This is a genomic window from Propioniciclava coleopterorum (genome assembly GCF_011393335.1).
GTDB lineage: Bacteria > Actinomycetota > Actinomycetes > Propionibacteriales > Propionibacteriaceae > Propioniciclava > Propioniciclava coleopterorum.
Genome location: NZ_CP049865.1, coordinates 1,120,525 through 1,141,430, shown reverse-complemented (window position 1 = coordinate 1,141,430; position 20,906 = coordinate 1,120,525). Strand labels below are relative to the sequence as shown.

17 protein-coding genes, 1 tRNA gene, 1 pseudogene and 1 riboswitch are annotated in these 20,906 nt (G+C 73.0%); of the genes and pseudogenes, 8 read left to right on the top strand and 11 right to left on the bottom strand.

Features of this window, described 5'->3' with window-relative positions:
- Nucleotides 1–214: 214 nt before the first annotated feature.
- The 6 genes from G7070_RS05555 to G7070_RS05530 form a co-directional block, all read right to left on the bottom strand.
- Nucleotides 215–1,078, bottom strand: a complete 864-nt coding sequence (locus G7070_RS05555) for a DUF559 domain-containing protein (protein ID WP_166232634.1) — start codon at nt 1,076–1,078, stop codon at nt 215–217.
- Nucleotides 1,079–1,349: 271 nt separating this feature from the next.
- The gene (locus G7070_RS05550) at nt 1,350–2,276 is read right to left on the bottom strand and encodes an alpha/beta hydrolase (RefSeq protein ID WP_166232632.1); all 927 of its coding nucleotides are present in this window, start codon (nt 2,274–2,276) and stop codon (nt 1,350–1,352) included.
- Complete coding sequence (locus G7070_RS05545; protein ID WP_166232630.1) at nt 2,273–2,992, bottom strand: SGNH hydrolase domain-containing protein; 720 nt, start codon at nt 2,990–2,992, stop codon at nt 2,273–2,275. The genes G7070_RS05550 and G7070_RS05545 overlap by 4 nt, the downstream gene beginning before the upstream one ends.
- Nucleotides 2,905–4,326: an acyltransferase family protein gene (locus G7070_RS05540; RefSeq protein ID WP_166232628.1), complete on the bottom strand. Its 1,422-nt coding sequence runs from the start codon at nt 4,324–4,326 to the stop codon at nt 2,905–2,907. Before G7070_RS05540 ends, G7070_RS05545 begins: the two co-directional genes overlap by 88 nt.
- Nucleotides 4,323–5,372: a lipoate-protein ligase LplAB gene (locus tag G7070_RS05535; protein WP_166232627.1), complete on the bottom strand. Its 1,050-nt coding sequence runs from the start codon at nt 5,370–5,372 to the stop codon at nt 4,323–4,325. The genes G7070_RS05540 and G7070_RS05535 overlap by 4 nt, the downstream gene beginning before the upstream one ends.
- Before the next feature lie 117 nt (nt 5,373–5,489).
- Entirely contained in the window at nt 5,490–6,101 is a 612-nt protein-coding gene (locus G7070_RS05530; protein ID WP_166232625.1) for a DUF1707 SHOCT-like domain-containing protein, read from the bottom strand.
- 197 nt (nt 6,102–6,298) lie between these two features.
- Between G7070_RS05530 and G7070_RS05525 the strand changes: the two genes are divergently transcribed.
- The 7 genes and pseudogenes from G7070_RS05525 (at nt 6,299) to G7070_RS19785 (ending at nt 14,208) form a co-directional block, all read left to right on the top strand.
- Complete coding sequence (locus G7070_RS05525) at nt 6,299–7,558, top strand: aspartate kinase (protein ID WP_166232622.1); 1,260 nt, start codon at nt 6,299–6,301, stop codon at nt 7,556–7,558.
- A 3-nt stretch (nt 7,559–7,561) separates the two neighbouring features.
- The gene (locus tag G7070_RS05520; protein ID WP_166232620.1) at nt 7,562–8,542 is read left to right on the top strand and encodes a hypothetical protein; all 981 of its coding nucleotides are present in this window, start codon (nt 7,562–7,564) and stop codon (nt 8,540–8,542) included.
- A 507-nt stretch (nt 8,543–9,049) separates the two neighbouring features.
- Nucleotides 9,050–9,520 (top strand): hypothetical protein, encoded by a 471-nt coding sequence (locus G7070_RS05515; protein ID WP_166232618.1) that lies wholly within the window; start codon nt 9,050–9,052, stop codon nt 9,518–9,520.
- A 145-nt stretch (nt 9,521–9,665) separates the two neighbouring features.
- A riboswitch (TPP riboswitch) is annotated at nt 9,666–9,772 on the top strand.
- A gap of 35 nt (nt 9,773–9,807) precedes the next feature.
- Nucleotides 9,808–10,866 carry a thiamine ABC transporter substrate-binding protein gene (locus tag G7070_RS05510; protein WP_166232617.1) on the top strand — a complete coding sequence of 353 codons (1,059 nt, stop codon included), beginning with the start codon at nt 9,808–9,810 and terminating at the stop codon, nt 10,864–10,866.
- 2 nt (nt 10,867–10,868) lie between these two features.
- Nucleotides 10,869–12,512, top strand: a complete 1,644-nt coding sequence (locus tag G7070_RS05505; protein WP_246227386.1) for an ABC transporter permease — start codon at nt 10,869–10,871, stop codon at nt 12,510–12,512.
- Nucleotides 12,506–13,582: an ABC transporter ATP-binding protein gene (locus G7070_RS05500; RefSeq protein WP_246227384.1), complete on the top strand. Its 1,077-nt coding sequence runs from the start codon at nt 12,506–12,508 to the stop codon at nt 13,580–13,582. Before G7070_RS05505 ends, G7070_RS05500 begins: the two co-directional genes overlap by 7 nt.
- 60 nt (nt 13,583–13,642) lie before the next feature.
- Nucleotides 13,643–14,208 (top strand): annotated as a pseudogene (locus G7070_RS19785) (NADPH-dependent FMN reductase).
- Here G7070_RS19785 and G7070_RS05490 read toward each other — a convergent pair.
- Together G7070_RS05490 and G7070_RS05485 are read right to left on the bottom strand one after the other, a co-directional pair.
- Nucleotides 14,209–14,763 (bottom strand): N-acetylmuramoyl-L-alanine amidase, encoded by a 555-nt coding sequence (locus G7070_RS05490; protein WP_166232615.1) that lies wholly within the window; start codon nt 14,761–14,763, stop codon nt 14,209–14,211.
- A 408-nt stretch (nt 14,764–15,171) separates the two neighbouring features.
- Nucleotides 15,172–16,185 (bottom strand): zinc-dependent alcohol dehydrogenase family protein, encoded by a 1,014-nt coding sequence (locus tag G7070_RS05485; RefSeq protein ID WP_166232613.1) that lies wholly within the window; start codon nt 16,183–16,185, stop codon nt 15,172–15,174.
- 104 nt (nt 16,186–16,289) lie between these two features.
- Between G7070_RS05485 and G7070_RS05480 the strand changes: the two genes are divergently transcribed.
- Nucleotides 16,290–16,844, top strand: a complete 555-nt coding sequence (locus G7070_RS05480) for a CPBP family intramembrane glutamic endopeptidase (RefSeq protein WP_166232611.1) — start codon at nt 16,290–16,292, stop codon at nt 16,842–16,844.
- Nucleotides 16,845–16,955: 111 nt separating this feature from the next.
- On the opposite strand, the gene G7070_RS05475 is transcribed toward G7070_RS05480, so the two are convergent.
- The 3 genes from G7070_RS05475 to G7070_RS05465 form a co-directional block, all read right to left on the bottom strand.
- A tRNA-Pro gene (locus G7070_RS05475) sits at nt 16,956–17,032 on the bottom strand.
- Between the two features lie 413 nt (nt 17,033–17,445).
- On the bottom strand, nt 17,446–18,384 hold the full coding sequence (locus tag G7070_RS05470) for a metallophosphoesterase (RefSeq protein WP_166232609.1): 939 nt from the start codon (nt 18,382–18,384) through the stop codon (nt 17,446–17,448).
- Nucleotides 18,381–20,777 carry a transglycosylase domain-containing protein gene (locus tag G7070_RS05465; RefSeq protein WP_166232607.1) on the bottom strand — a complete coding sequence of 799 codons (2,397 nt, stop codon included), beginning with the start codon at nt 20,775–20,777 and terminating at the stop codon, nt 18,381–18,383. Before G7070_RS05465 ends, G7070_RS05470 begins: the two co-directional genes overlap by 4 nt.
- Nucleotides 20,778–20,906 lie beyond the last annotated feature (129 nt).

Genomic DNA, 20,906 nt, shown 5'->3' with positions numbered 1-20,906 from the left:
GTACGACGCCGGGGCGACCCGCGCTGCGGGCCCTTGGCGGCGACATCGCTCGCACGCGCGGCGGCGCGGCGGGGTGTCGTTCTGGTGCCCTGAGTGGTCGGCCCGTCGGCCGGCAGAGCTTCGGGCAAGGGCGAACGCGGAACGCGGGCAGTACTAGGGGCACCAGAACGACATGCACGCCCGCGTGAGGGCAGCGGGCGGCGGGACGCGAGCATCAGCGCCGGCGCGAACGCTGGGCGATCGCCGCCACGATCCTGCGACGCACCTCGCCGGGGTGTTCCTCGACGAAGCGCGCCGAGAACCGCAGGATCAACCAACCCTGCGCGACCAGGTCCGAATCGCGATCCCGGTCCCGCTCGAAGACGTTGCGGTCACTGTGGAACGCGTAGCCGTCGACTTCGATGCCGAGCAGGAGGGCGGGGAGCGCCACGTCGAGCAGCGCGAACCCGCCGGCCGTCAGGGCGACGGGGTGGTTCGTCGTGAAGCGGAACCCCAGCGGCGCCTCGCGCATGATCCGGTGCAGGAACCGCTCGGCCTCCGACCAGGGACGATCGCAGGAGTCCTCGATCAGCGCCCGGCGCAGGCCGTTGGCCGCGCGGTTCGGGGTGAGCGCCAGCGCTTCGGAGAGCCCATCGACCGTGACCGCGCGCCGGCGCAGCGCCTCGTCGATGACGGCACCGCCCAGGTCCGGGATGAGGTCCAGCACCGTCAGCTCGGGGCGGGTGACAGCGACCTCGCCGTGGTGCGCGATCAGCGCGGCCGGGATGCTGCGCCGCTCCCACCGGAACCCCGGCAGCGCGCGGGCGCGCGTCGAGCGCCGCACGGAGAGCACCGGGACCTCCAGTCCCGGCCACCACACCCGCGCCGCAGCGCGCCCCGTGACCACGGCGCCCGGATCGATCCACCGCACGGCGGCGATCCGGAGCGCGAGATCCTCGGCGGCTCCGGGCGGGCCGTAGACGCCCGGCACGAGGGGCACGAGGCGTCCGCGGGCGGCGCGCCGCCTCGCGCGGGCGTGTTCGGTCGGGGTCCGCGGGCGCACCAGCCGGCCGCCGCTGGGGTCGTTGTCGTCGCTCATGTCGGCAGGTTGGGCGCCGCCACCCCGTTGCCGTCACCGGACGACACCGGGCCGACAACGCCTGTGTCGTCGTGGTGCCACCAGACGATCGGTGGTTCGGCGCATCTCCTTGTCAGCGGGCCGGCCGTCGCACCCGGGCCTGACTGGCGGCACTAGGACGACACCACGCGCCGAGCGCCGGGCCTGGAGCCGCCCTGTGCGGCAGCCGGGAGAGCCGGGAGCGCCGGGAGCGCCGGGAGCGCCGCGAGAGCCGCGAGCACCGAGAGAGTTGTCAGGGCCGCAGGGCGGCCCGGCCGGCGTCGCTGGCGAGCATCCCGCGGGCGTCGTGGCCGACCCCGGGAACCAGGGCCAGCGGCTGCGACCGCTCGATGTGGCGCCCGAACGTCCCGACCAGGTGGGCGTGGTAGTTCAGCGCCCGCTCCTCGCGGTTGGCGCCTTGGGCCTGCGCCCCGCAGGAGCGGTCCAGGCTCGCCGAGCGCGGGTCGTCGTCGGCGGTCCCGATCAGGTAGCGGACGCTGCGGCCCGAGTACCGCTCCCGGATCTCGTCGGCGTCGCCGGTCTCGGCGTCCCCGGCGCGGCCGTCCAGGCCGTAGCGCCACTCGTTGAACGTCGGGCAGTTCTCGATGGGACCCGGACGCTCGGCGGTGAACCACAGGTAGCTCGACGGGTTCACGATGACGTAGCGCTCCAGCATGGTGCGGGACACCGCCGCGTACCGGTTGGTGAACTGACCCCCGCCGGAGAAGCCCACCATCGTCACGGAGCGGTCGCCCATGGCCTCCACCAGGGCGTCCATGACCGCGTAGGACGACACGCCGCCCCGGTCCGGCGAACCCGCGGGCCACGTCATGGGGCCCCAGGCGAAGCCGCCCCGCACCGCGTCGGACGCCGTGGTGAAGTGGGGCGCGACGACGACGGTGTCGGCGGGCTCGCCGCCGAGGGCGTCCACCACCGCCGCGCGCATGCCGCAGGCGCCGCGGTCGAGGCCGTGCACGGCGACGATGATCCGGGTCACCTCCGGCCCGAGGTCCTCGATCGCCGCGGACGCGCAGTACTCGAACGGACGCCCCTCGACGGTGATCCGCCGGGCGAGTTCGCCGCGCAGCGGCTGGCTCAGCGGCTCGACGGCGCAGCCGGTGACCAGCAGCGCCCCGGCGAGGGCGGCGCCCAGCCACGCCGCCGCGCGGCGGCGCCTCACGACCCCACCTCCCGCCGCCAGACGTCGTCGAAGACGTCCACGAGCGTCTCCACGTACGTGCGGCTGAGGTGGTTGGTGTCCATGTAGACGTACGTGTTGCCGATCACGCCGGGGCAGATCGACACCTTGCCCGGCGGGCAGAGCCAGTCGGTGAAGTCGAGGAAGCGCTGGTTCGGCATCTCGGCGAGCGCCCCCTTGGGCCACTCCTCGGCGAGCCTGTCCGAACGCCGGGCGAAGCAGCGCGGGTCGTCGGCGCCGAACCGCTGGACGCACTCGGGCATGTTCACGTCCCAGCGCGGGTTGTCGCGGATGTTGACGATCGTCACCCCCGCCTTCGCCACCGGCGCGATGGCCTCCGCCCACCCCCAGTCGTCGTGCTCGGGGGCGTCGGACCGAGCGGACGAGCCGGTGCTGATCACGTAGTCCGGGCGGAGATCGAGCAGCCACTGCACGGCCTCGGCGGTGTACTCGGGGCACCCCGGAACCTCGGACGGCGAACCGACGCGGCACGCGGGCCGCACGAACGCGATCACCCGCCAGTTCCGCTGGGACGCCAGCGGGATGATCGCGGTCAGCCACTGGTAGGCGTGCGAGTCGCCCACGACCGCGATCGTGCGCTCGGGCGGGGTCAGCCCCTTCTCGTACACCGCGCACCAGCCGAGCTCGGGGTGCGGGGGCATGTCGGGCTCGCCGCCCACGCAGGTGGGGAACTGCACCGGCCAGTCCTGCGCGATGATCGAGTCGGCGGGGCGATGTTGCGGCCCGGGCTGGGGGAGGGGGACGGCGTCGGCGGCGGGGTGGCGCCCGGCGTGAGGACGCGGGCGCCCGGACGCTCCTCGGGCGGCAGGCCCGCCGTGACCCGGGTGTCGCGCTCGACCAGGGCGGCGACGCCGCCGATCACGGACGCGCCGATCAGCGAGAACGCCAGGATCGCGGTCAGCGCGATCGCGCGCTTCCGCAGCACCGCCAGCCCGTGGAACCGCCGCTCCACCAGCCGGGTGGAGACGTCAGCGAGCAGGAAGGACAATCCGATGACGACGACCGACCCGACCACGCCGGTCCGTGGGTTCGTCGTCTCGGTGACGTCGAGGTAGTAGACGTACACCGGCCAGTGCCACAGGTAGAGCGTGTAGGCCCGGTTGGCCACGAAGGTGACCGGACGCAGCGACAGCCACCACGCGGCGTGCCACGGGCTCGTGCTGGGCCCCGCGAAGACGATGAGCGCGGCGGCGGCCAGCGGCGGGACGGCCGCGGCGCCGGGGAAGTCGCCGCGCCCCCAGACGATGCCCGTCACGAGCAGCAGCCCCAGCCCGAGCCAGGACATCGCCGCGCCGAGCCGGCGCTGCGGCGTCCAGGCCGGCACGGTGGCGAGCAGGCCGGCCGCGGTGAACTCCCACGCGCGCGCCCAGGTGCTGAAGTAGGCGGCCGCCGGGGCGGCGTCCACCAGGTGCAGCGCGTACGCGAAGGACGCCACCGTCAGGACGCCGAGCGCGACGGCCAGCGTCCGGCGGATCGGGACGCCGAAGCGGCGCTCGGCCAGCGCGCAGCCGACGAACAGCAGCGGCAGCAGGACGAAGAGCTGGCCCTGGACCGACAGGCTCCAGAAGTGCTGGAACGCGTTGAGTTCGAGCGGGTTGGGCGCGGTGTAGTCGGTCGCCTCCGCGATGAGCTGCCAGTTCTCGCGGTAGAGCAGCGACGCGACGGCGTGGGTGAGCAGGCCGGGATAGCGGGTGGGGGTCTGCAGCGTGACGCCGGCCACCAGCGTCGCCGCGACGACGATGGACGCCATCGGGACCAGCCGGCGGAACCGCTGCACCAGGAAGTCGACGAGGGTGAAGGCCGTGCCCTTGCGGACGAACGACCCGGTCATCAGGAACGCGGAGATGAACAGGAACACGTCCACGCCGCCGGAGACCCGTCCCGACGTCCACAGGTGGTAGGCGACCACCAGCAGGATCGCGAGCCCGCGCAGGCCCTGGATCTCGGGGCGGAAGCCGGGCCGTGCGGCGGGGCCGCGCGGCGCCCGCTCGACGGGACGGCCGTGGGTCACGGCACCCGGTGGGTCCAGGCGTCGGTGAGGAACTTGCCGTCCATCAGCTCGCGCGCCCGGGCGAGCTCCTCCTCGGTGTAGCCGGCCTCGCGCGTCGCGTGGTGGGCGGTGAAGGAGGCGACGAACCGCTCGATGATGACGTCGCGGGGCAGGCCGGTCTGGCTCCGCATCGGGTCGACGCGCTTGTTGGCGGACTTGGTGCCCTTGTCCGACATCTTCTCCCGGCCGATGCGCAGCACCTCGAGCATCTTGTCGGCGTCGATGTCGTAGGCCATCGTCACGTGGTGCAGCACCGCGCCGGACGCGTACCGCTTCTGCGCGGCGCCGGCGATCTTGCCCTTGTCGGAGGCGATGTCGTTCAGCGGCACGTAGCGCGCCTTGATCCCCACGTCGGCCAGGGCGGTCATCACCCAGTCATCCAGGAAGGCGTAGGACTGCTCGAACGACAGCCCCTCCACCAGGCTGCTCGGCACGGACAGGGAGTAGGTGATGCAGTTGCCCGGCTCCATGAACATGGCGCCCCCGCCCGAGACGCGGCGCACGACGTCGATGCCGTGGCGGGCCGCGCCCTCGGGGTCGATCTCGTTTCGGTAGCTCTGGAAGCTGCCGATGACCACCAGCGGGGAGTCCCAGTCCCAGAACCGCAGCGTCGGCGGGCGGGTGCCCTCGGCGACCTCCTTGGTGATCACCTCGTCCAGTGCGACGTGCATGGCCGGGTCCATCGTGACCGGGCCGATGACGTCGAAGGTGTGGTCGTCCCAGCCGGTGGCGTGCCCCAGTGCGCGGCGCACGGCGATGCCGACCGCGGCAGGCGTGAAGCCGATGAGCTGGACGCCGGCGGGCAGCGCGCCGGTGATGGCGTGGGCGATCTGGTCGGCTGAGGACGTGGCCGACAGGCCCACGATCGCGCCGTTGATGTCCTCCAGTGCCTCGTCGGGCTCCAGGAAGAAGTCGCCGCTCACCGCCGCGGACGCGATCCGTCCGTCCTCGGCCTCGACGTCGACCGCCACGAGCTTGCCGCCGGGCACCTTGTATTCACCGCGCATGGCCCCCAGCCTAGTTCGCGGCACTACCCCGGACCCGTCGCGCCGCTGCCCGCGGCGGGCGCGGGCCCGATCAGCCCGGCGGTCACGGGCCGATCAGTAGAGCGGTCACGGGCCCGATCAGTAGGGCGGCGGCTTGCGGGTGCGGGAAGAGACCTGGCTCAGGACGATCGTCAGGACGACGCCGATGATGATCCACATCGTCAGGTCGCCGAAGATGAGGCCGGCGAGGATGACGGCTGGCCACAGGACCAGGCGGCCCGTGCGGATCCAGTCCTGACCGGCCTTCTGCGGGACGCCGCCCTGCTGCCCGTACGGCGCGGGCGCGCCGCCCGAGGTGTAGGGGGCCGGCGGGCCACCCTGGGCGTACGGCGAGGAGGCGCCCTGCCCGGCGTGCGGGGCGGGAGGGTACGCGCCCGGGGTGTACGACGAGGTGCCGGGGACGGAGTTCTGCGACCAGGGGGTGGGAGCGTACGGCGAGGTGCTGCCGAAGGACGGCGACGCCGGCGAGCCGTACGGACCGCTCACGTCGCCCAGGGACGGCCGCGGGTCCGGCAGGTCGCCGAACAGGGCATCGATGTCGGGGGCGATGCGGGCCTCCAGAGCGCGTCCGGACCGCTCCTCGAACTCGGCGTCGCTGAGCCGCCCCGCCTCGTAGTGCTGGCGCAGGCAGTCGACGGCCTGGTCGCGGTCGGCGTCCGAGAGCCGCTGCGGCACGGGTTCGTTGGTCATGCGTCACTCCTTCCGCCGCCCATCCTCGCACGCGGCACAACGCGAGGGCTGCGGGAAGGCCCCGAGCCGCCCCAGATCAGGCCCAGGCAGCGGGACCGGTGCCGCAACGGCGTCCCTGCGTGGCACAGTTGGGGTGGCGTTTTTCATCCCCGGGTCGCAGCGGCGACGCCGTGGGCACAGCAGCACAGGAGGTCTGCGTGAGGGTGGTGCAGAAGTTCGGCGGCTCCTCGGTCGCCGACGCCGCGAGCATCAAGCGGGTGGCCAAGCGCATTATCGACACCCAGGAACAGGGCAACGAGGTCGTCGTCATCGTCTCGGCGATGGGCGACACGACCGACGAGCTGCTGGACCTGGCGGGCGAGGTGTCGCCCAACCCGCGGCCGCGCGAGCTCGACATGCTGCTGACGGCGGGCGAGCGCATGAGCGCGGCCCTGCTCGCGATGGCGATCAACGACCTGGGCTACACGGCGCGCTCCTTCACGGGCAGCCAGGCGGGCGTGATCACCACCGAGAAGCACGGCGACGCCCGCATCATCGACATCACGCCCGGACGCATCGAGTCGGCGCTCGACGAGGGCGACGTCGTCATCGTCGCCGGCTTCCAGGGCGTGTCGCAGACCACGAAGGACGTCACGACGCTCGGCCGCGGCGCCTCCGACACGACCGCCGTCGCCCTGGCCGCCGCCCTCAAGGCCGGCTACTGCGAGATCTACTCCGACGTGGACGGCGTGTTCTCCGCCGACCCGCGGATCGTCCCGGGGGCCTCGCGCATCCCGGAGATCAGCTACGAAGAGATGTTGGAGATGGCCGCCAACGGCGCCAAGATCCTGCATCTGCGCTGCGTGGAGTACGCCGGACGCGAGGGCGTCCCGGTCCACGTCCGGTCGTCCTTCTCGGACAATCCGGGCACCTGGGTCAAGAACATCGAGAAGGAACGCACCGTGGAAGATCCCATCATCACCGGCATCGCGCACGACCGCTCCGAGGCCAAGATCACCGTCGTCGGCGTCCCCGACCGCATCGGTGCCGCGGGCGAGATCTTCACCACCGTCGCCGAGGCCGGCATCAACATCGACATGATCGTCCAGAACGTCTCGGTCGCCGAGGGCACCACCGCGATCTCGTTCACCCTGCCGCAGTCCGACGGCGACAAGGCCATGGCCGCGCTGCGGGACGCCCGCGCCACCATCGGCTTCGCCGACGTCATCTACAACGACCGGATCGGCAAGGTGTCGGTGGTCGGCGTCGGGATGCGCTCGCACCCCGGCGTCTCCGCCACCGCCTTCCGGGCCGTCGCCGAGGCCGGCATCAACATCGAGATGATCTCCACCTCCGAGATCCGGATCTCGATGATCGTGAACTCCGAGCAACTCGACAACGCGGTCCGCGCCGTGCACACCGCCTTCGGCCTGGACTCCGACGGTCAGGCGGTCGTCTACGCGGGGACCGGCCGCTAGCCGGTGGCCCCCCGGGGCGGAGGCTTCCCGGCCGGCATCGTGCTGGGCCGGGTCGGTGCGAGCCTGCTCGTGCTTCCGCTGCTGCTGACGACCTTCGTCCGGATCCCCGCCGGCGTCCTCGCCTGGGCGGCCCTGTGCCTGCTCGGCGTGTTCATCCTGGGCCTGTTCTGCACGCGCCCGTCGGAGTACGACGGGCGCTGGCGCGCCGACCTGGGCCGGGTGGGGCTGTTCACGGCGCTGGTGGTGGGCCTCCAACTCCTCGTCGCGCCCGAGCAGTTGCTGTTCCTGCTGCCCGGCTCGCCCGAGCTCTACACCGCCGCGCAGGTGCTCGGGGCCGCGGGGGCGCTGGCGGCCTCCGTGGCGATCCTCCGAGGCCTGCCGGCGTGGCTGCGCGGCCGCCGCTACCCGGGCCGCGTCCAGTTCCGCGGCGGCGGGGACTCGGTGGTCGCCCAACTGCGCGAGGGCGCGGTGGCGCGGGCGGAGGACCTGCTGCGGTCCGCCCTGCTGTGCGGCCTGGCCGCGACCGGGATGGTCGTGTTCGGCGTCTGGGGCGGCTGGGCCTTCTGGGAGGGGTGGGTGGCGCTCATCGTCGCCTGGCTCCTGCTGGCCGAGCGGCCCTGGGTCACCTGGCAGAGCGAAGGCGCGCGGACGGTGCTGCACGACGTCCCGCGCCCCGGACGCGGCTCGGCGTACGCGGGGTGGCGCGGATTCGCCGCCGCCTGGCTGATGGTCGTCACGGGGTCGTTCTCCGCCGCCCTGGGCGGCATCCGCCCGAGCCCCACGTGGGCGGTCCTCGGGTTCGGGCTCGCCGCCGCCCTCGCCACCGGCCTGCCGGCCACGCTGCTGCGGGGGCGCGAGGACCGGGTCCTCGCCCGGTGGCTGGACGCCGCCCCGGGACGCCGCGCCGAGATCGAGGCGTGGCGCGACCGGACCTCAGGCGACCGCCAGACACCGTTCGGGGATCTGCCGGGGACGGCGCCGTGACACCCCGCCCGCCCGCGTGGCTGATCACGGCGCGCGTGGTGGGGTTCGTCGCGATCATCCCCGCCTTCGTGCTGGGCTTCCCGGGGCTCTCGCGCTACCCGTGGACGCCGACGGGTCTGCTGCCGTGGGCGGCCGCCTGCCTGCTGGGCACCGCGGCGGCGGGGATGCTCTTCGCCACAGACACCCCGACCTGGCGCCGGGACCTGGGGTGGGTGGGTGGCGCGGCGGCACTCGTGACCGGCCTGTACCTGATCGTGGAGCCGCGCGAGGCCTTCGACGCCGTCCCCGTCGCGGTCACGGTGGAGGTGGTCGTCCGGGCGGTCGAGATCCTGCGCGTCGCGGGGGTGCTCGTTCTGCTCGCGGGGGCCGTCGCAGCCGCCCGGAGCCTGTGGGCGCAGCGCGCGGTCGCGGCACCACCGCTGACGTCCCGGGGGCGACCACGATGGACCGGCTGCGGGCCGGCGCCCTGGCGTTGTCCAACGAGGTGGCGCGGGGGCCGGCGCTGCTGTGCGCGCTCCTGGTCCCTCGCTGCTGTTCACGATCGGGGCGGGCGGGGCCCTGTGGGAAGCCTGGGTCGCGCTCGCGGTCGCCGTCGTCCTGTTCTTCGTTCAGCCGTGGCGGGCCTGGAACCGGGGGCGCGCCGCCGTCCTGGAGACGTACCCGCGGCATCCCGACCCGGGTTTCCGGTGGTGGCGGGGGGTGACCGTGGCGTGGCTGATCGCCGCGACGGCGTCCCACACCATGCGCCGCGGTGACCTCACCGGGTTCTTCTGGTGGGTGTGCCTGGTGGTCCTCGCGGGCATGGCGGCCTGGTTCGCGTCGCTGCCGGAGATTTCGCAGCAGGGGCCGAAGGCCGAGGAGCAGGAGTTCGCCGGGTGGCTGCACCGGGGGTCGGGACGCCGCGCCGAGATCGAGGCCTGGCGCGATCGGGCCGGCGCCCCCGAGTCCTTCGGCCCGCTGCCGTGGGAGGACGACTGACCGGGGTCGGGCCGCCTCGGAGGGATCTCCGTTCTCGGCGCGAGGAGGCGAACCGCGTCAGGCGGTTCGCGATGGCGTGTGCCGGCGACCCGCGTCCATCCCGGCGGCCCCGCGGACGCCGACCCCGAGCCGCCCGGCTATGCTGGAGGTCAGACAGGGGAGCGCCCACGGGGGCGCTGAGAGTGCGGAGCGCCGCAGACCCTCGAACCTGATCCGGCTAGCACCGGCGTAGGGAGTCGAGTTCTCTTCGGCCAGGGGCCGACCCCTCCACACAAGGAGGATCACGCATGTCACGCACACAACTGGCCGGGCTCGCCGTCACGCTCGCCGGTGCCCTGGCGCTCGTCGGGTGCACGTCCGGCGGGGCGGCCCCGCAGCCGAGCGCGGCCGCGCCGACGACGCTGACGGTCGTCACCCACGACTCGTTCAACCTGGACGCCGCCCTGCTGAAGAAGTTCGAGGAGAGCTCCGGGCTGAAGGTCACCTACGTCGCGCCCGGCGACGCCGGCACCCTGGTCAACCAACTGGTGCTCACGAAGTCCTCCCCGCTGGGCGACGTCGCCTACGGGATCGACAACACCTTCGCCGGCCGCGCGCTGTCCGAGGACGTCACCACGGCGTACGCGTCCCCGGCGCTGCCCACCCTGGACGCCGCCGCGCTCAAGGCCGACGACACCTCCCGCCTGACGCCCATCGACTTCGGCGACACCTGCGTCAACGCCGACACCCGGTGGTTCGAGGCCAAGGGGATGGCCGTCCCGCAGACCCTGGACGACCTCGCGAAGCCGGAGTACAAGGACCTCCTCGTCGTGCCCAACCCGGCGTCCAGCTCGCCCGGGATGGCGTTCCTGGCGGCCACCGTCGGCGCGAAGGGCGACCCGGGCTACCTGGACTACTGGGGCGCGCTGAAGGCCAACGGGGTGCTGGTGGCCAAGGACTGGACCGAGGCCTACAGCGTCCAGTTCTCCGGAAGCGCGGGCAAGGGGCCGCGTCCGCTCGTGCTCAGCTACTCCACGTCGCCCGCGTTCGAGGTGGTCGACGGGGTCGCGCCCACCGAGGGCCTGCTCCAGACGTGCTTCCGGCAGATCGAGTACGCCGGCGTGATCGCCGGGGCGAAGAACCCCGAGGGCGCGCAGAAGTTCATCGACTTCCTGCTCAGCCCCGAGGTGCAGGCCAACATCCCCGACGAGATGTACATGTACCCCGCCGTCCGCGCGACCGAACTCCCCGAGGAGTGGAAGAAGTTCGCGCCGCTGTCGGACGCGCCCATCGAGGTGCCCGCCGCCACGATCGCGCAGAACCGCGACCGCTGGGTGCGCGACTGGACCGACGCGGTCATCGGCTGACCGTGGGTCGACGCCTGGGTTGGACGCTGGCGGCCGCCGTGCCGCTGGCGTTCCTCGGCGTCTTCTTCGCCTGGCCCGTCGCGACGCTGGTCGCGCGCGGCTTCCTCGACGACGGCGGCCTGTCCTGGGCCGGGTTCGAGGCGGTGTTCGCGGCGCCCCGCACCTGGCGGGTCATCGGCACGACGCTCGCCCAGGCCCTCGCCGGGACCATGGCCTCGGTCGCCGTCGGCGTGCCCGGCGCGTGGCTGCTGTACCGGACCCGGTTCCGCGGCCGCTGGCTCGTGCGCGCCCTGGTGACGGTGCCGTTCGTGCTGCCCAGCGTGGTGGTGGGCGTGGCGTTCAAGTCGCTGGTCATCTCCACCGGGCCGCTCGGCGGCCTCGGGCTGGACGGCTCGTTCGGCCTGATCGTGGCCTCCCTGGTGTTCTTCAACTACGCCGTGGTGGTCCGCACCGTGGGCGCGCTGTGGGCGGCCCTCGACCCCCGGACGGCGGAGGCCGCGGCCACGCTGGGGGCGTCCCCGGCGCGCGTCTGGTGGACCGTGACGCTGCCCGCGCTCGCCCCGGCCATCGCGTCGGCGGCGGCCCTGGTGTTCCTGTTCTGCGCGTCGGCCTACGGCGTCGTGATGGTGCTGGGCGGCGCGGGCTACGGCACGATCGAGACCGAGATCTGGTTCCTGACCAGCCAACTGCTCGACCTGCGCGGCGCCGCGGCGCTGTCGATCGTCCAGCTCGTCGTCGTCGCAGCCTGCCTGATCGTCTCCAACCACCTGCAGGCCCGCCAGGCCCGCGCCCAGAAGTTCGCCACGGACGCGGCGCACGACGCCCCCTGGCGGTGGCGGCGCGACTGGCCGACGACGCTGGTGACCGCCGCGGTCGTCGGCGGGCTGCTGCTCTTCCCCATCGCGACGCTGCTGGAGCGGTCGCTACGCACCGCGTCCGGCCACGGCCTGGACCACTACCTGGCGCTCGGGTCCGCGGGTGGCGGCCCGCTGACCGTCTCGGTCTGGCAGGCCGCCGCGAACTCGCTGCGCACCGCGACGCTGGCCACGGTGCTGGCGGTCGTGCTGGGGCTGCTGGTGGCGCTGGTGGTGTCGCGGCGGCCGCGCACGCCGTCGGGACGCCGCGCGCTCGGCGTCCTGGACGCGGTGTTCATGCTCCCGCTGGGGGTCTCGGCGGTGACGGTCGGGTTCGGCTTCCTCATCACCCTCAACCGGCCGCCGCTCGACCTGCGCAGCTCGATGATCCTGGTGCCGATCGCGCAGGCGATCGTGGCGCTGCCGCTGGTGGTCCGGGTGCTGCTCCCGGTGCTGCGCGCCATCGACCCGCGGCTGCGGGAGGCCGCGCAGGTGCTCGGCGCCGGCCCGTGGCGGGTGCTGGCGAGCGTCGACCTGGCGCTGGTGTCGCGCGGGCTCGGGCTGGCGACCGGGTTCGCGTTCGCGACCTCGCTGGGGGAGTTCGGGGCGACGTCGTTCCTGGCGCGGCCCGACCAGCCGACGCTGCCGGTGATGGTGTTCCGGCTGATCGGGCGTCCCGGCCTGGAGAGCCAGGGCATGGCGATGGCGGCCGCGGTGGTGCTCGCGCTGGGGTGCGCGGTCGTGATGGGGATCGCTGAGACAATGAGGCCGAAGGAGGCCACGACGTGGTGAACGGACTCGACATCGCCGACGCGGTGGTGCGCTACCAGGTGGCGGGCCAGCCCGCGCCCGGACGCCGCCGCGCCGCCCGGGACGCCGTCCCCGTGACGCGCGAGGCGCCGACGGATGCCGTGGCGCCGGACGGCACGATCACGGCGGTCGCGGGCGTCAGCCTGCACGTCGAGCCCGGAGAGATCGTCGCGTTGCTGGGGGCGTCCGGCTCGGGCAAGTCCTCCCTGCTGCGCGCGGTCGCCGGCCTCGAACCGTTGGCCGCGGGACGCGTGTCCTGGGACGGCGCCGACCTGGCCGGTGTCCCGACCCACAAGCGCAACATGGGGCTGATGTTCCAGGACCCGGCGCTGTTCCCGAACCTCAGCGTCGGCAAGAACGTCGCCTACGGCCTGCACAAGCTGCCGCGGGCGCGGCGCGCGGGCGTTGTCGAGCGGTTCCTCGAACTCGTCGGGCTGCCCGGGTACGCTTCACGGCAGGTCAGCGAGCTGTCCGGCGGCCAGGCGCAGCGCGTCGCGCTGGCCCGCTCGCTGGCGCCCGAGCCGCGGCTCATGCTGCTGGACGAGCCGCTGTCGGCGCTGGACCGCGCGCTGCGCGAGCGGCTGGTCGGCGTCCTGTCGGAGGTGCTGCGCGCCACCGGCACGACCGCGATCCACGTCACGCACGACCAGGACGAGGCGTTCGCGCTGGCCGACCGGGTCGGGGTGATGGCCGCGGGGAAGCTGCTGCAGTTCGACCGCCCGGAGGTGCTGTGGCGCCGCCCGGTCAGCGTCGAGGTCGCCACGTTCCTGGGCTACGACCTCGTCCTGACCCCCGAGGACGCCGAGGCGCTCGGAGTCGGGACGCTGCGGGCGACCGCCCCCGTCGCGCTCGGCCCGGAGAGCCTCTTCCAGGACGCCGCCGGCGCCGAGCTTGCCATCGTGGATCAGCTCGCGCGGCGGGGTTACGTGGAGGTCGGCGTCCGGCTGCCGAGCGGGCAGCGGGCCGAACTGCGGGTGCCCGACCGACTGGACGCCGAAACCGTGCGTGTGCGGACGGACCCCGACGCGGTGTCCGTCGTGCAACCCGGCTAGGAGGGTGCGGCTCCTCGACGTTATGCTTGAAACATCAAGCAAATTGGCGAGAGGGAAGACATGTTGATCGGGATCGTGGTCGGATCGATTCGCGAGGGGCGCACGGGCCTGCAGATCGGCGAGTGGGTCAAGGCCCAGTCGGCCGGCCGGGACGCCGAGTACACGCTGATCGACCTGAAGGCGTTCGACGTGCCGCTGTTCGACTCCGCCACCCATCCGATGATGGCCCGCAAGCGCTACGCCGACGCGCGGGTGCAGGCGTGGAGCGACGCCATCGACGCGTGCGACGCGTTCGTCTTCGTCTCCCCGAGTACAACCACGGCGTCCCGGGCGCGTTCAAGAACGCCGTCGACAGCCTGGGCTCGGAGTGGCAGGGCAAGCCGTACGCGGTCGTCGGCTACGGCTCGGTCGGCGGCGTCCGCGCCATCGAGAACTGGCGCCAGATCCTGGCCAACTTCTCGATGATGGGCGTCCGCAACGAGATCAACATCAACCTGTTCAGCGACGTCCACGACGGCCGGTTCCGCCCGACCGCGCGACAGGACGCCTCCCTGCAGGAACTCTTCGGCGCGCTGGAGTCGCTGACCGAGCGGCTCGAGGTGCCGGCCCAGCGCCTCAGCGCCTGATCAGCGGCGCAGCCCCACTCGGACGCCGTCCGCGATCGCCGTCGCCACGGCGTCCCGGGTGGCGGGCTGCCGCAGCGCGGACCAGTCGTCGGGGTTGTTGAGGTTGCCCACCTCGACGAGCACGCCCGGCGTGGCCGTCAGCCCGTTGAGCGCGGCGATGTTCGCCCGCGGGTCGATCGGCATCTCGGGCGTCCCCTTGTAGTTGGCCGGCCGGATCGGGGTGGCCCGAAGCCCACTCGCGACCGCCTCGGCCAGCCCCTTGGACGCCTCCTCGACCGTTCGACCCCCGGCCATCTGCGGGGCGTAGATGATGTGGAACCCGCGCTTGCCCGCGGCGTCGGAGTCGGCGTGCAGCGAGACCAGGGCGTCCGCGCGGGCCTGGTTCGCCAGGGTGGCCCGCCGGTCGTTGCACGGGCCGAACGTCGTGTCGTCGACGCGGGTGAACGTGGTCGCGGCCCCAGCGCGCGCAGCGCGGCGGCGGTCCGGCGGGCCAGATCGAAGTTCAGGGAGTGCTCGCCGGTGCCGTCGGGGGCGGTCGCCCCGGAGGTGTAGCACGGCACCCGCAGACCGTTGGTGGTGATCAGTTCGCCGCTGCGCTCCTTGTCGTAGACCCCCGCGTGACCGGGATCCACCACGATCGTGAGCCCGGACAGCGGCCCCGTGACCGTCGCCGGCGACGTCCGCGCGACGGGGTCGAGATCGAGCCCGACCACCGCCGGCGGCGTCCGGTCGGCGGCCTGGCAGCCGCCGAGCGCCAACGCGACGGCGACCAACGCGGGCAGGAGGCGTCTCACCCCGTCAGTCTAGGAACGGGCGGCGCCGCGCGCGTCGCCCCGGGGGCTTGCGCGGCTGCGTCCGCGGACCGACCCCGCGGTCCGCGATGCGCTGCCAGCCCGGCGCCATCATGTGCCCGCCCAGGACGCAACAAGTCCGTCGGCCGGGGAGACGCGCCGCGTCCCGGGCTCAGGGACGCAGCAGCGCCTTGATCGCGCGGCGTTCGTCCATGGCGGCGTAGGCCTCGCCGACCTCGCTGAGCGGCAGTTCGAGGTCGAACACGCGTCCGGGTTCGATCACCCCGCGCAGGACGAGGTCGAGCAGGTGCGGCAGGTAGGCGCGGCAGTTGGCCGGCCCGCCCTTCACGCCCACGTTGCGCCAGAACAGGTCCTCCATGGGGAGGTCGCCGTGCGGCAGCCCGACCAGCCCGACGTTCCCGCCGTCCCGGACGCACGCGATCGCCTGCGTCCGGGCGTCGTGCGTGCCAACGCACTCCAGCACGCAGTCGGCGCCGATGCCCTCGGTGAGTGCCCGGACGGCTTCGGCGCCCGCCTCGCCGCGCTCGACGACGATGTGGCTGGCCCCGAACTCGCGGGCGAGCGCCTGGCGGTCGGCGTGCCGGCTCATCGCGATGATGGTCGTGGCGCCCAGCTGGGCGGCGGCGAGCACGGCGCACAGCCCCACCGCGCCGTCGCCGACCACCGCGACGGTCGTGCCCGGCCCGACGCCCGCCACGACGGCGGCGTGCCAGCCGGTGCACATGACGTCCGACAGCGCGAGGATGCTCGGGATCAGCGCGTCGTCGGGACGCCCCGGCACCGCCACGAGCGTGCCGTCGGCCTGCGGGATCCGGAGGAGTTCGGCCTGGGCGCCCGCGTAGGGCTGCTTGTGCAGGCAGTTGGCGGTCGCGCCGCGGCGGCACAGGGCGCAGGTGTTGTCGGAGATGTTGAAGCCGCCCACCACGAAGTCGCCGACCTTCACGTCCGTCACCTCGGCGCCGACCTCCTCCACGACTCCGCAGTACTCGTGGCCGATCGGGGTCGGCCGCGGAACCGGGTTGGTGCCGCGGTAGCGCCACAGGTCGGAGCCGCACACGCAGGCGGCGACGGTGCGGATGATGGCGTCGGTGGGGTGCTCCAGCGTCGGGTCGGGGAGGTCCTCGTAGCGGACGTCGCCGGCCCCGTGAATGACTGCTCCATGCATGGCACCCATCGCACCACCCCGGACGCCGCCGCGCCACCCGTGCCGCGCCTGCGGTGCGCCTCCTGCGACGATGGCGAAGCCCGGCCGATGGCTAGGTTGGTCCCATGACGGAGTTCCTGCTCTGGTGCCTTCCCGCCCTGATCTACGTCTTCGTGCAGGCCCGCCGGCCCGACGGCTCGATGCGCGCAGCCCTGGATCGGCTGGGCGTGGCGTGGGGCTCACCGCGCGCGTGGCTCTGGGCGCTCGGCATCCTGGCGGTCACCCTCGGGCTGAGCTGGGGCGCGTCCCTGCTGATCCCGGCGTCGGTGTGGACCCAGCCGGGCGTGACTGTGGGCGTCGCGACCTCGGCGGCGGCGGTGGCCGCGGTGATCCTGCGCGCCGTGGGCGAGGAGGTGTTCTTCCGCGGGCTGCTGGGGGGCGTCCTGATGCGACGGCTCGGGGTGGTGTGGGGCAACCTCGCCCAGGCGGCGATCTTCCTGCTGCCGCACCTGGCCCTCCTCGCAGTGGACGCCCGCGTGTGGCCGCTGCTGCCCGCCCAGTTCGTCACCGGCCTGCTGCTGGGTTGGCTGCGCCACCGGGCCGAAAGCTTCGTCCCCGGCGCGGCCGTCCACGCCGCGGTGAACCTGGCCGCCGGCCTGCTCTGGGGCGGCGCGTCCTAGGAAATGCGCGTCGGAACGCCAGAACCGTAGGCCGAAGCGACCCGGCAACGGGGAAGGGCTGGCGTACAGCACGACGAAGGCCGATCCGCATCATGCGGATCGGCCTTTCGATGGTCGGGGTGACAGGATTTGAACCTGCGACCTCTTCGTCCCGAACGAAGCGCGCTACCAAGCTGCGCCACACCCCGATTGGCTCAAGAGCCGTAGGACAGCATATCCCACCCCGGAGGGATTCTCACATCGGCGTTGTCCCGCGGGAACGCCGTCGCCCGAGGGCGCGACACGGGGCTGCCCGACGGAGGATTCCGGCCTCCGCGTGTCCGGCGGCAGCGGATTCGGGGCCGCGCTGGGGGAGGGTTCGCGGCGGGTGCGTCGCCGACGAGGGGTGCCACCGCGGGGCAGCTCCGAGGCCCGGGCGCAGAGGCAAGGGCCCGTGCCCGGGTGGGGGGCGAGGGCCAGTGCCCGGACGAAAAATCAAGGATCGCGCAGTCGCGCCCTCGCGCAGGATGCCGACAAGGGGTGATGCGGCGCTGCGCGGCGGTGACTGCGCGAAAACTGATTTTCGGCTGATGCCTCGGGGTGAGCCGACGAACGCGGCCGCTCAGGCCCGCGGCGCCAGGGTGAGCAGCGTCACCTCGGGCGGGCAGGCGAACCGGTAGGGCGCGAACGGCGACATCCCCAGCCCGGCCGAGACATGCACCAGGCTCCGACGGCCGGACGCCTCATGCGGGAACAGACCCGCGACCTTCTCCGACGGCAGATCGCAGTTGGTGACCAGCGCCCCGTGTCCCGGGACGCAGACCTGGCCGCCGTGCGTGTGCCCGGCGAGGATCAGGCCGACGCCGTCGGCGGTCATCGCGTCCAGCAGCCGGGTGTAGGGGGCGTGCGTGACGCCGATCTCCAGCCCATCGGACGCGGCGGGCCCGGCGACCGCTGCGTAGTCGTCGCGGTCGTGATGGGCGTCCCCGGTGCCGCGGAAGTGCAGCGTCTGTCCGGCGACCTCGAGGGTCGCGGTCCGCTCGTCGAGATACACCCAGCCGGACTCCTCCAGGCCGGCGCGCAGGTCGCCGGTGGGCAGTGGGCGGTGCTCGGCCCGGCGCTGGACGCCCCCGGCGCCGTCGCCGTCACGGGTCGAGCCCGAGTGGCCGAGCAGGTAGCGCAGCGGGAGCTTGAAGCGGGGGACCTCGAAGTCGTTCGAGCCGAACACGAACACGCCCGGGACGTCGCGCAGGCGCCCCAGCGACTCCAGCAGCGCCGGCACGGCGTCCACCGAGCTGATGTTGTCGCCGGTGGTGACGACGAGGTCGGGCTCGAGCCCGGCCAGGCCGCGCAGGAAGTCACGCTTGCGTCCCTGGCGGGGCAGCAGGTGGATGTCGGAGATGTGCAGCACCCGGACCGGGCGCGCCCCCGCCGGCAGCACCGGCGCGGTCACCCGGCGGACGCGGAACGCCGTCCGCTCGACGGCGACGCCGTAGGTGAAACAGGCGGCCCCGACCGCTGCGAGCGCGCCGAGCGCCCGCGGGCCTGCGCGCGACCTCACCGGTTGCCGTCACCTCCGCCACCCTCGGGCGGCGGCTGGATGGCCGGCTGGCTGGCGGGCGGCGGCGCGGGCTGCCCCTGGTCGGCGGCCGGCGGGGTCGACGGCTTGGGCTTCGGCCCCGAGGACACCAGGAGTCGGATGGAGCTGAACTTGGGCGCCTTCGACCGCGGCGAGATGCCCAGGAACGTCCCGGCCTTCTTTCCGTTCTCGACCTTCACGATCGAGGTGCCGAAGCCGGCCTCCTGCAGGATGCGGCGGCAGTCGTTGAGGCTCTTGCCCGAGCAACTCGGGACGTCCACCGTCTCGCCCGTGGCGCGCTCGGCGCCCGGCTTGACGAAGTTGCCCCGCTCCAGGCCCTGCAGCGCGACCGTCATGGCCGGCTTCCAGATGCCGGCGCCCGCCTCGCCGCCCGAGCTGCCGCGCAGCCGGTAGGTGTTGTTGCGGATCATGGCGCCCGTGAGGCTGCGCTTCTCGGGGCGCAGGTTCTTGTACCGGTCGGCCTTGCCGTCGACGGTGATCATGGCGGCGCCCGCGAGCTGCGGGGTCATGCCGACCGTCCAGATCGTCGGGGTGCCGGTGTCGGTGCCCGTCTTGCCGGCGATGTTGTAGCCGGGGATGTTCGCCGCGGACGCCGTGCCGCCCTGGAACGGCCCGCGCAGCACGTCGGCGACGGTGTCGGCGACGCCCTCGGGGATCACCTGCTGGCAGTTGGCCGAGGGGACCTCGTAGTTCTTGCCGTCCTTGCTCACCGCCGACTTCACGATGATGGGCTCGCAGCGCTTGCCGCGGGCCGCGATCGTCGCGTACGCGTTGGCCAGCGAGATCGGGGAGATCTCGGCGGCGCCGAGCGTGAACGAGGGCAGCTGGGCCTTGGCGAAGGTCGTCCCGCTGAGCTTGAGGCCCAGCTTCTCGGCCATCTGCGTGACCTCGCACAGGCCGACGTCCTGCTCCAGCGCGACGAAGTAGTTGTTCACCGAGTACTTGGCCCCGGTGTACATGTTGAACTCGCCGGCCCCACCCGCGTTCGTCACGCCCCAGGGCTTGGTGACCTTCACGTCGCTGTCGCAGGTCCGGAAGACCTCACCCTTCCACTCCTTCTCCTTGGGGGAGTCGTAGCTGCGGGACGTCGGGAAGCCCTTGTTGATGGCCGCCGCGAGGGTGAACATCTTGAACGTCGAGCCGCCCTTGTAGCCCTCGGCGCCGCCGAGGTTGGGCTCCATGCCGTAGTTCCAGTAGGTCTGCCCGGGGCCGTTGCCGATCTCGGGACGGCTCTGGGCGATGCCCTTGATGAGGCCGGTGCCGGGCTCGATCATCACCATGACGCCGATGACCGGGTCGTTGGGGTAGATGTACTTGGACACGGCCTCCTGGGCCGCGCGCTGCGTGCGCGGATCGATCTGGGTCTCGATCGTCAGGCCGCCGCGGTTCAGCAGGCTGCGGCGCGTCTCGCGGTCGGGTCCGAGGCTGTCCATCTGCAGCAGCGTCTTCTCCACGACGGAGCACAGGTGGGGGAACTCCGAGGCCACGCAGCCGTGCGCGGTCTGGGTGATCTTGGACCGGTCGAACACCTCGGCGCGGGCCTCGTCGTACTGCTGCTGCGTGATGACCTTCTGGCCCAGCATCACGTCGAGGACGTTGTTGCGGCGCTCGATGGCGAGCTTCTCGTGGTTGATCGGGTCCGTCGTGGCCGGGTTGCGCACCAGGCCGGCCAGCATGGCGGACTGGCCCAGCGTCAGGTCCTTCGCGGTGGAGCTGAAGTAGCGGCGCGCCGCAGCCTCGACGCCGTAGGCGCCGGCGCCGTAGTAGGAGAGGTTCATGTACCGCTCGAGGATGTCGTCCTTGCTGAGGCGCTCCTCCAGGGCGATCGCGTACCGCAGTTCCAGCAGCTTGCGCGAGAACGTGCGGTCGTTGGCGGCCGCGAGGGCCTCCTTGTCGTTGTCCGCGACGGCCTTGTCGATGAGGGCGAGCTTCACGTACTGCTGCGTGAGCGTCGAGCCGCCCTGGGTGTTGCCGCTGGACGTCTGCACCAGCGCGCGAAGCGTGCCGCGCAGGTCGACGGCGCCGTGCTCGTAGAACCGGCGGTCCTCGACAGAGATCTGCGCCAGCCGCATGTTGGAGGAGATCTCCGACAGCGGGACGTAGACGCGGTTCTCGTCGTAGAAGTTCGTCAGGACCTCTCCGCCCTGCATGAGCACCTTCGACCCCTCGGCGGGGGGCGGCGTCTCGACTTCCTTGGGGATGGCTTGGATCGCGGTCGCCCCGGCCTTGGACAACTCCGCCGCGACGCTGGCCGTCGGAACGGCCAAGCCTGCGACGAGGACGCCGCCGAGAACGCTCACGGCGACGAACAACAAGGCCGAATACAGCCTGCGACCCATGGTTGGTGCACGCATATCACCCAGAGTACGGGACGCACCTGAGAAATCCCGGGTGCTGGACGCCGTCCGGGTCGAGCCGGCGCTCCTCCGGCCGCGGCGAGCGGGCGCGGGCGGTAGCGGGCAACCGCACCACGATACCCGTTC

What these genes read in the sequence shown, in the direction of transcription:
- G7070_RS05485 (WP_166232613.1), bottom strand. Translation starts at nt 16,185, where the DNA reads ATGCATGGAGCAGTCATTCACGGGGCCGGCGACGTCCGCTACGAGGAC.
- G7070_RS05535 (WP_166232627.1), bottom strand. Translation starts at nt 5,372, where the DNA reads ATGCGCGGTGAATACAAGGTGCCCGGCGGCAAGCTCGTGGCGGTCGAC.
- G7070_RS05530 (WP_166232625.1), bottom strand. Translation starts at nt 6,101, where the DNA reads ATGACCAACGAACCCGTGCCGCAGCGGCTCTCGGACGCCGACCGCGAC.
- G7070_RS05510 (WP_166232617.1), top strand. Translation starts at nt 9,808, where the DNA reads ATGTCACGCACACAACTGGCCGGGCTCGCCGTCACGCTCGCCGGTGCC.
- G7070_RS05480 (WP_166232611.1), top strand. Translation starts at nt 16,290, where the DNA reads ATGACGGAGTTCCTGCTCTGGTGCCTTCCCGCCCTGATCTACGTCTTC.
- G7070_RS05555 (WP_166232634.1), bottom strand. Translation starts at nt 1,078, where the DNA reads ATGAGCGACGACAACGACCCCAGCGGCGGCCGGCTGGTGCGCCCGCGG.
- G7070_RS05465 (WP_166232607.1), bottom strand. Translation starts at nt 20,777, where the DNA reads ATGCGTGCACCAACCATGGGTCGCAGGCTGTATTCGGCCTTGTTGTTC.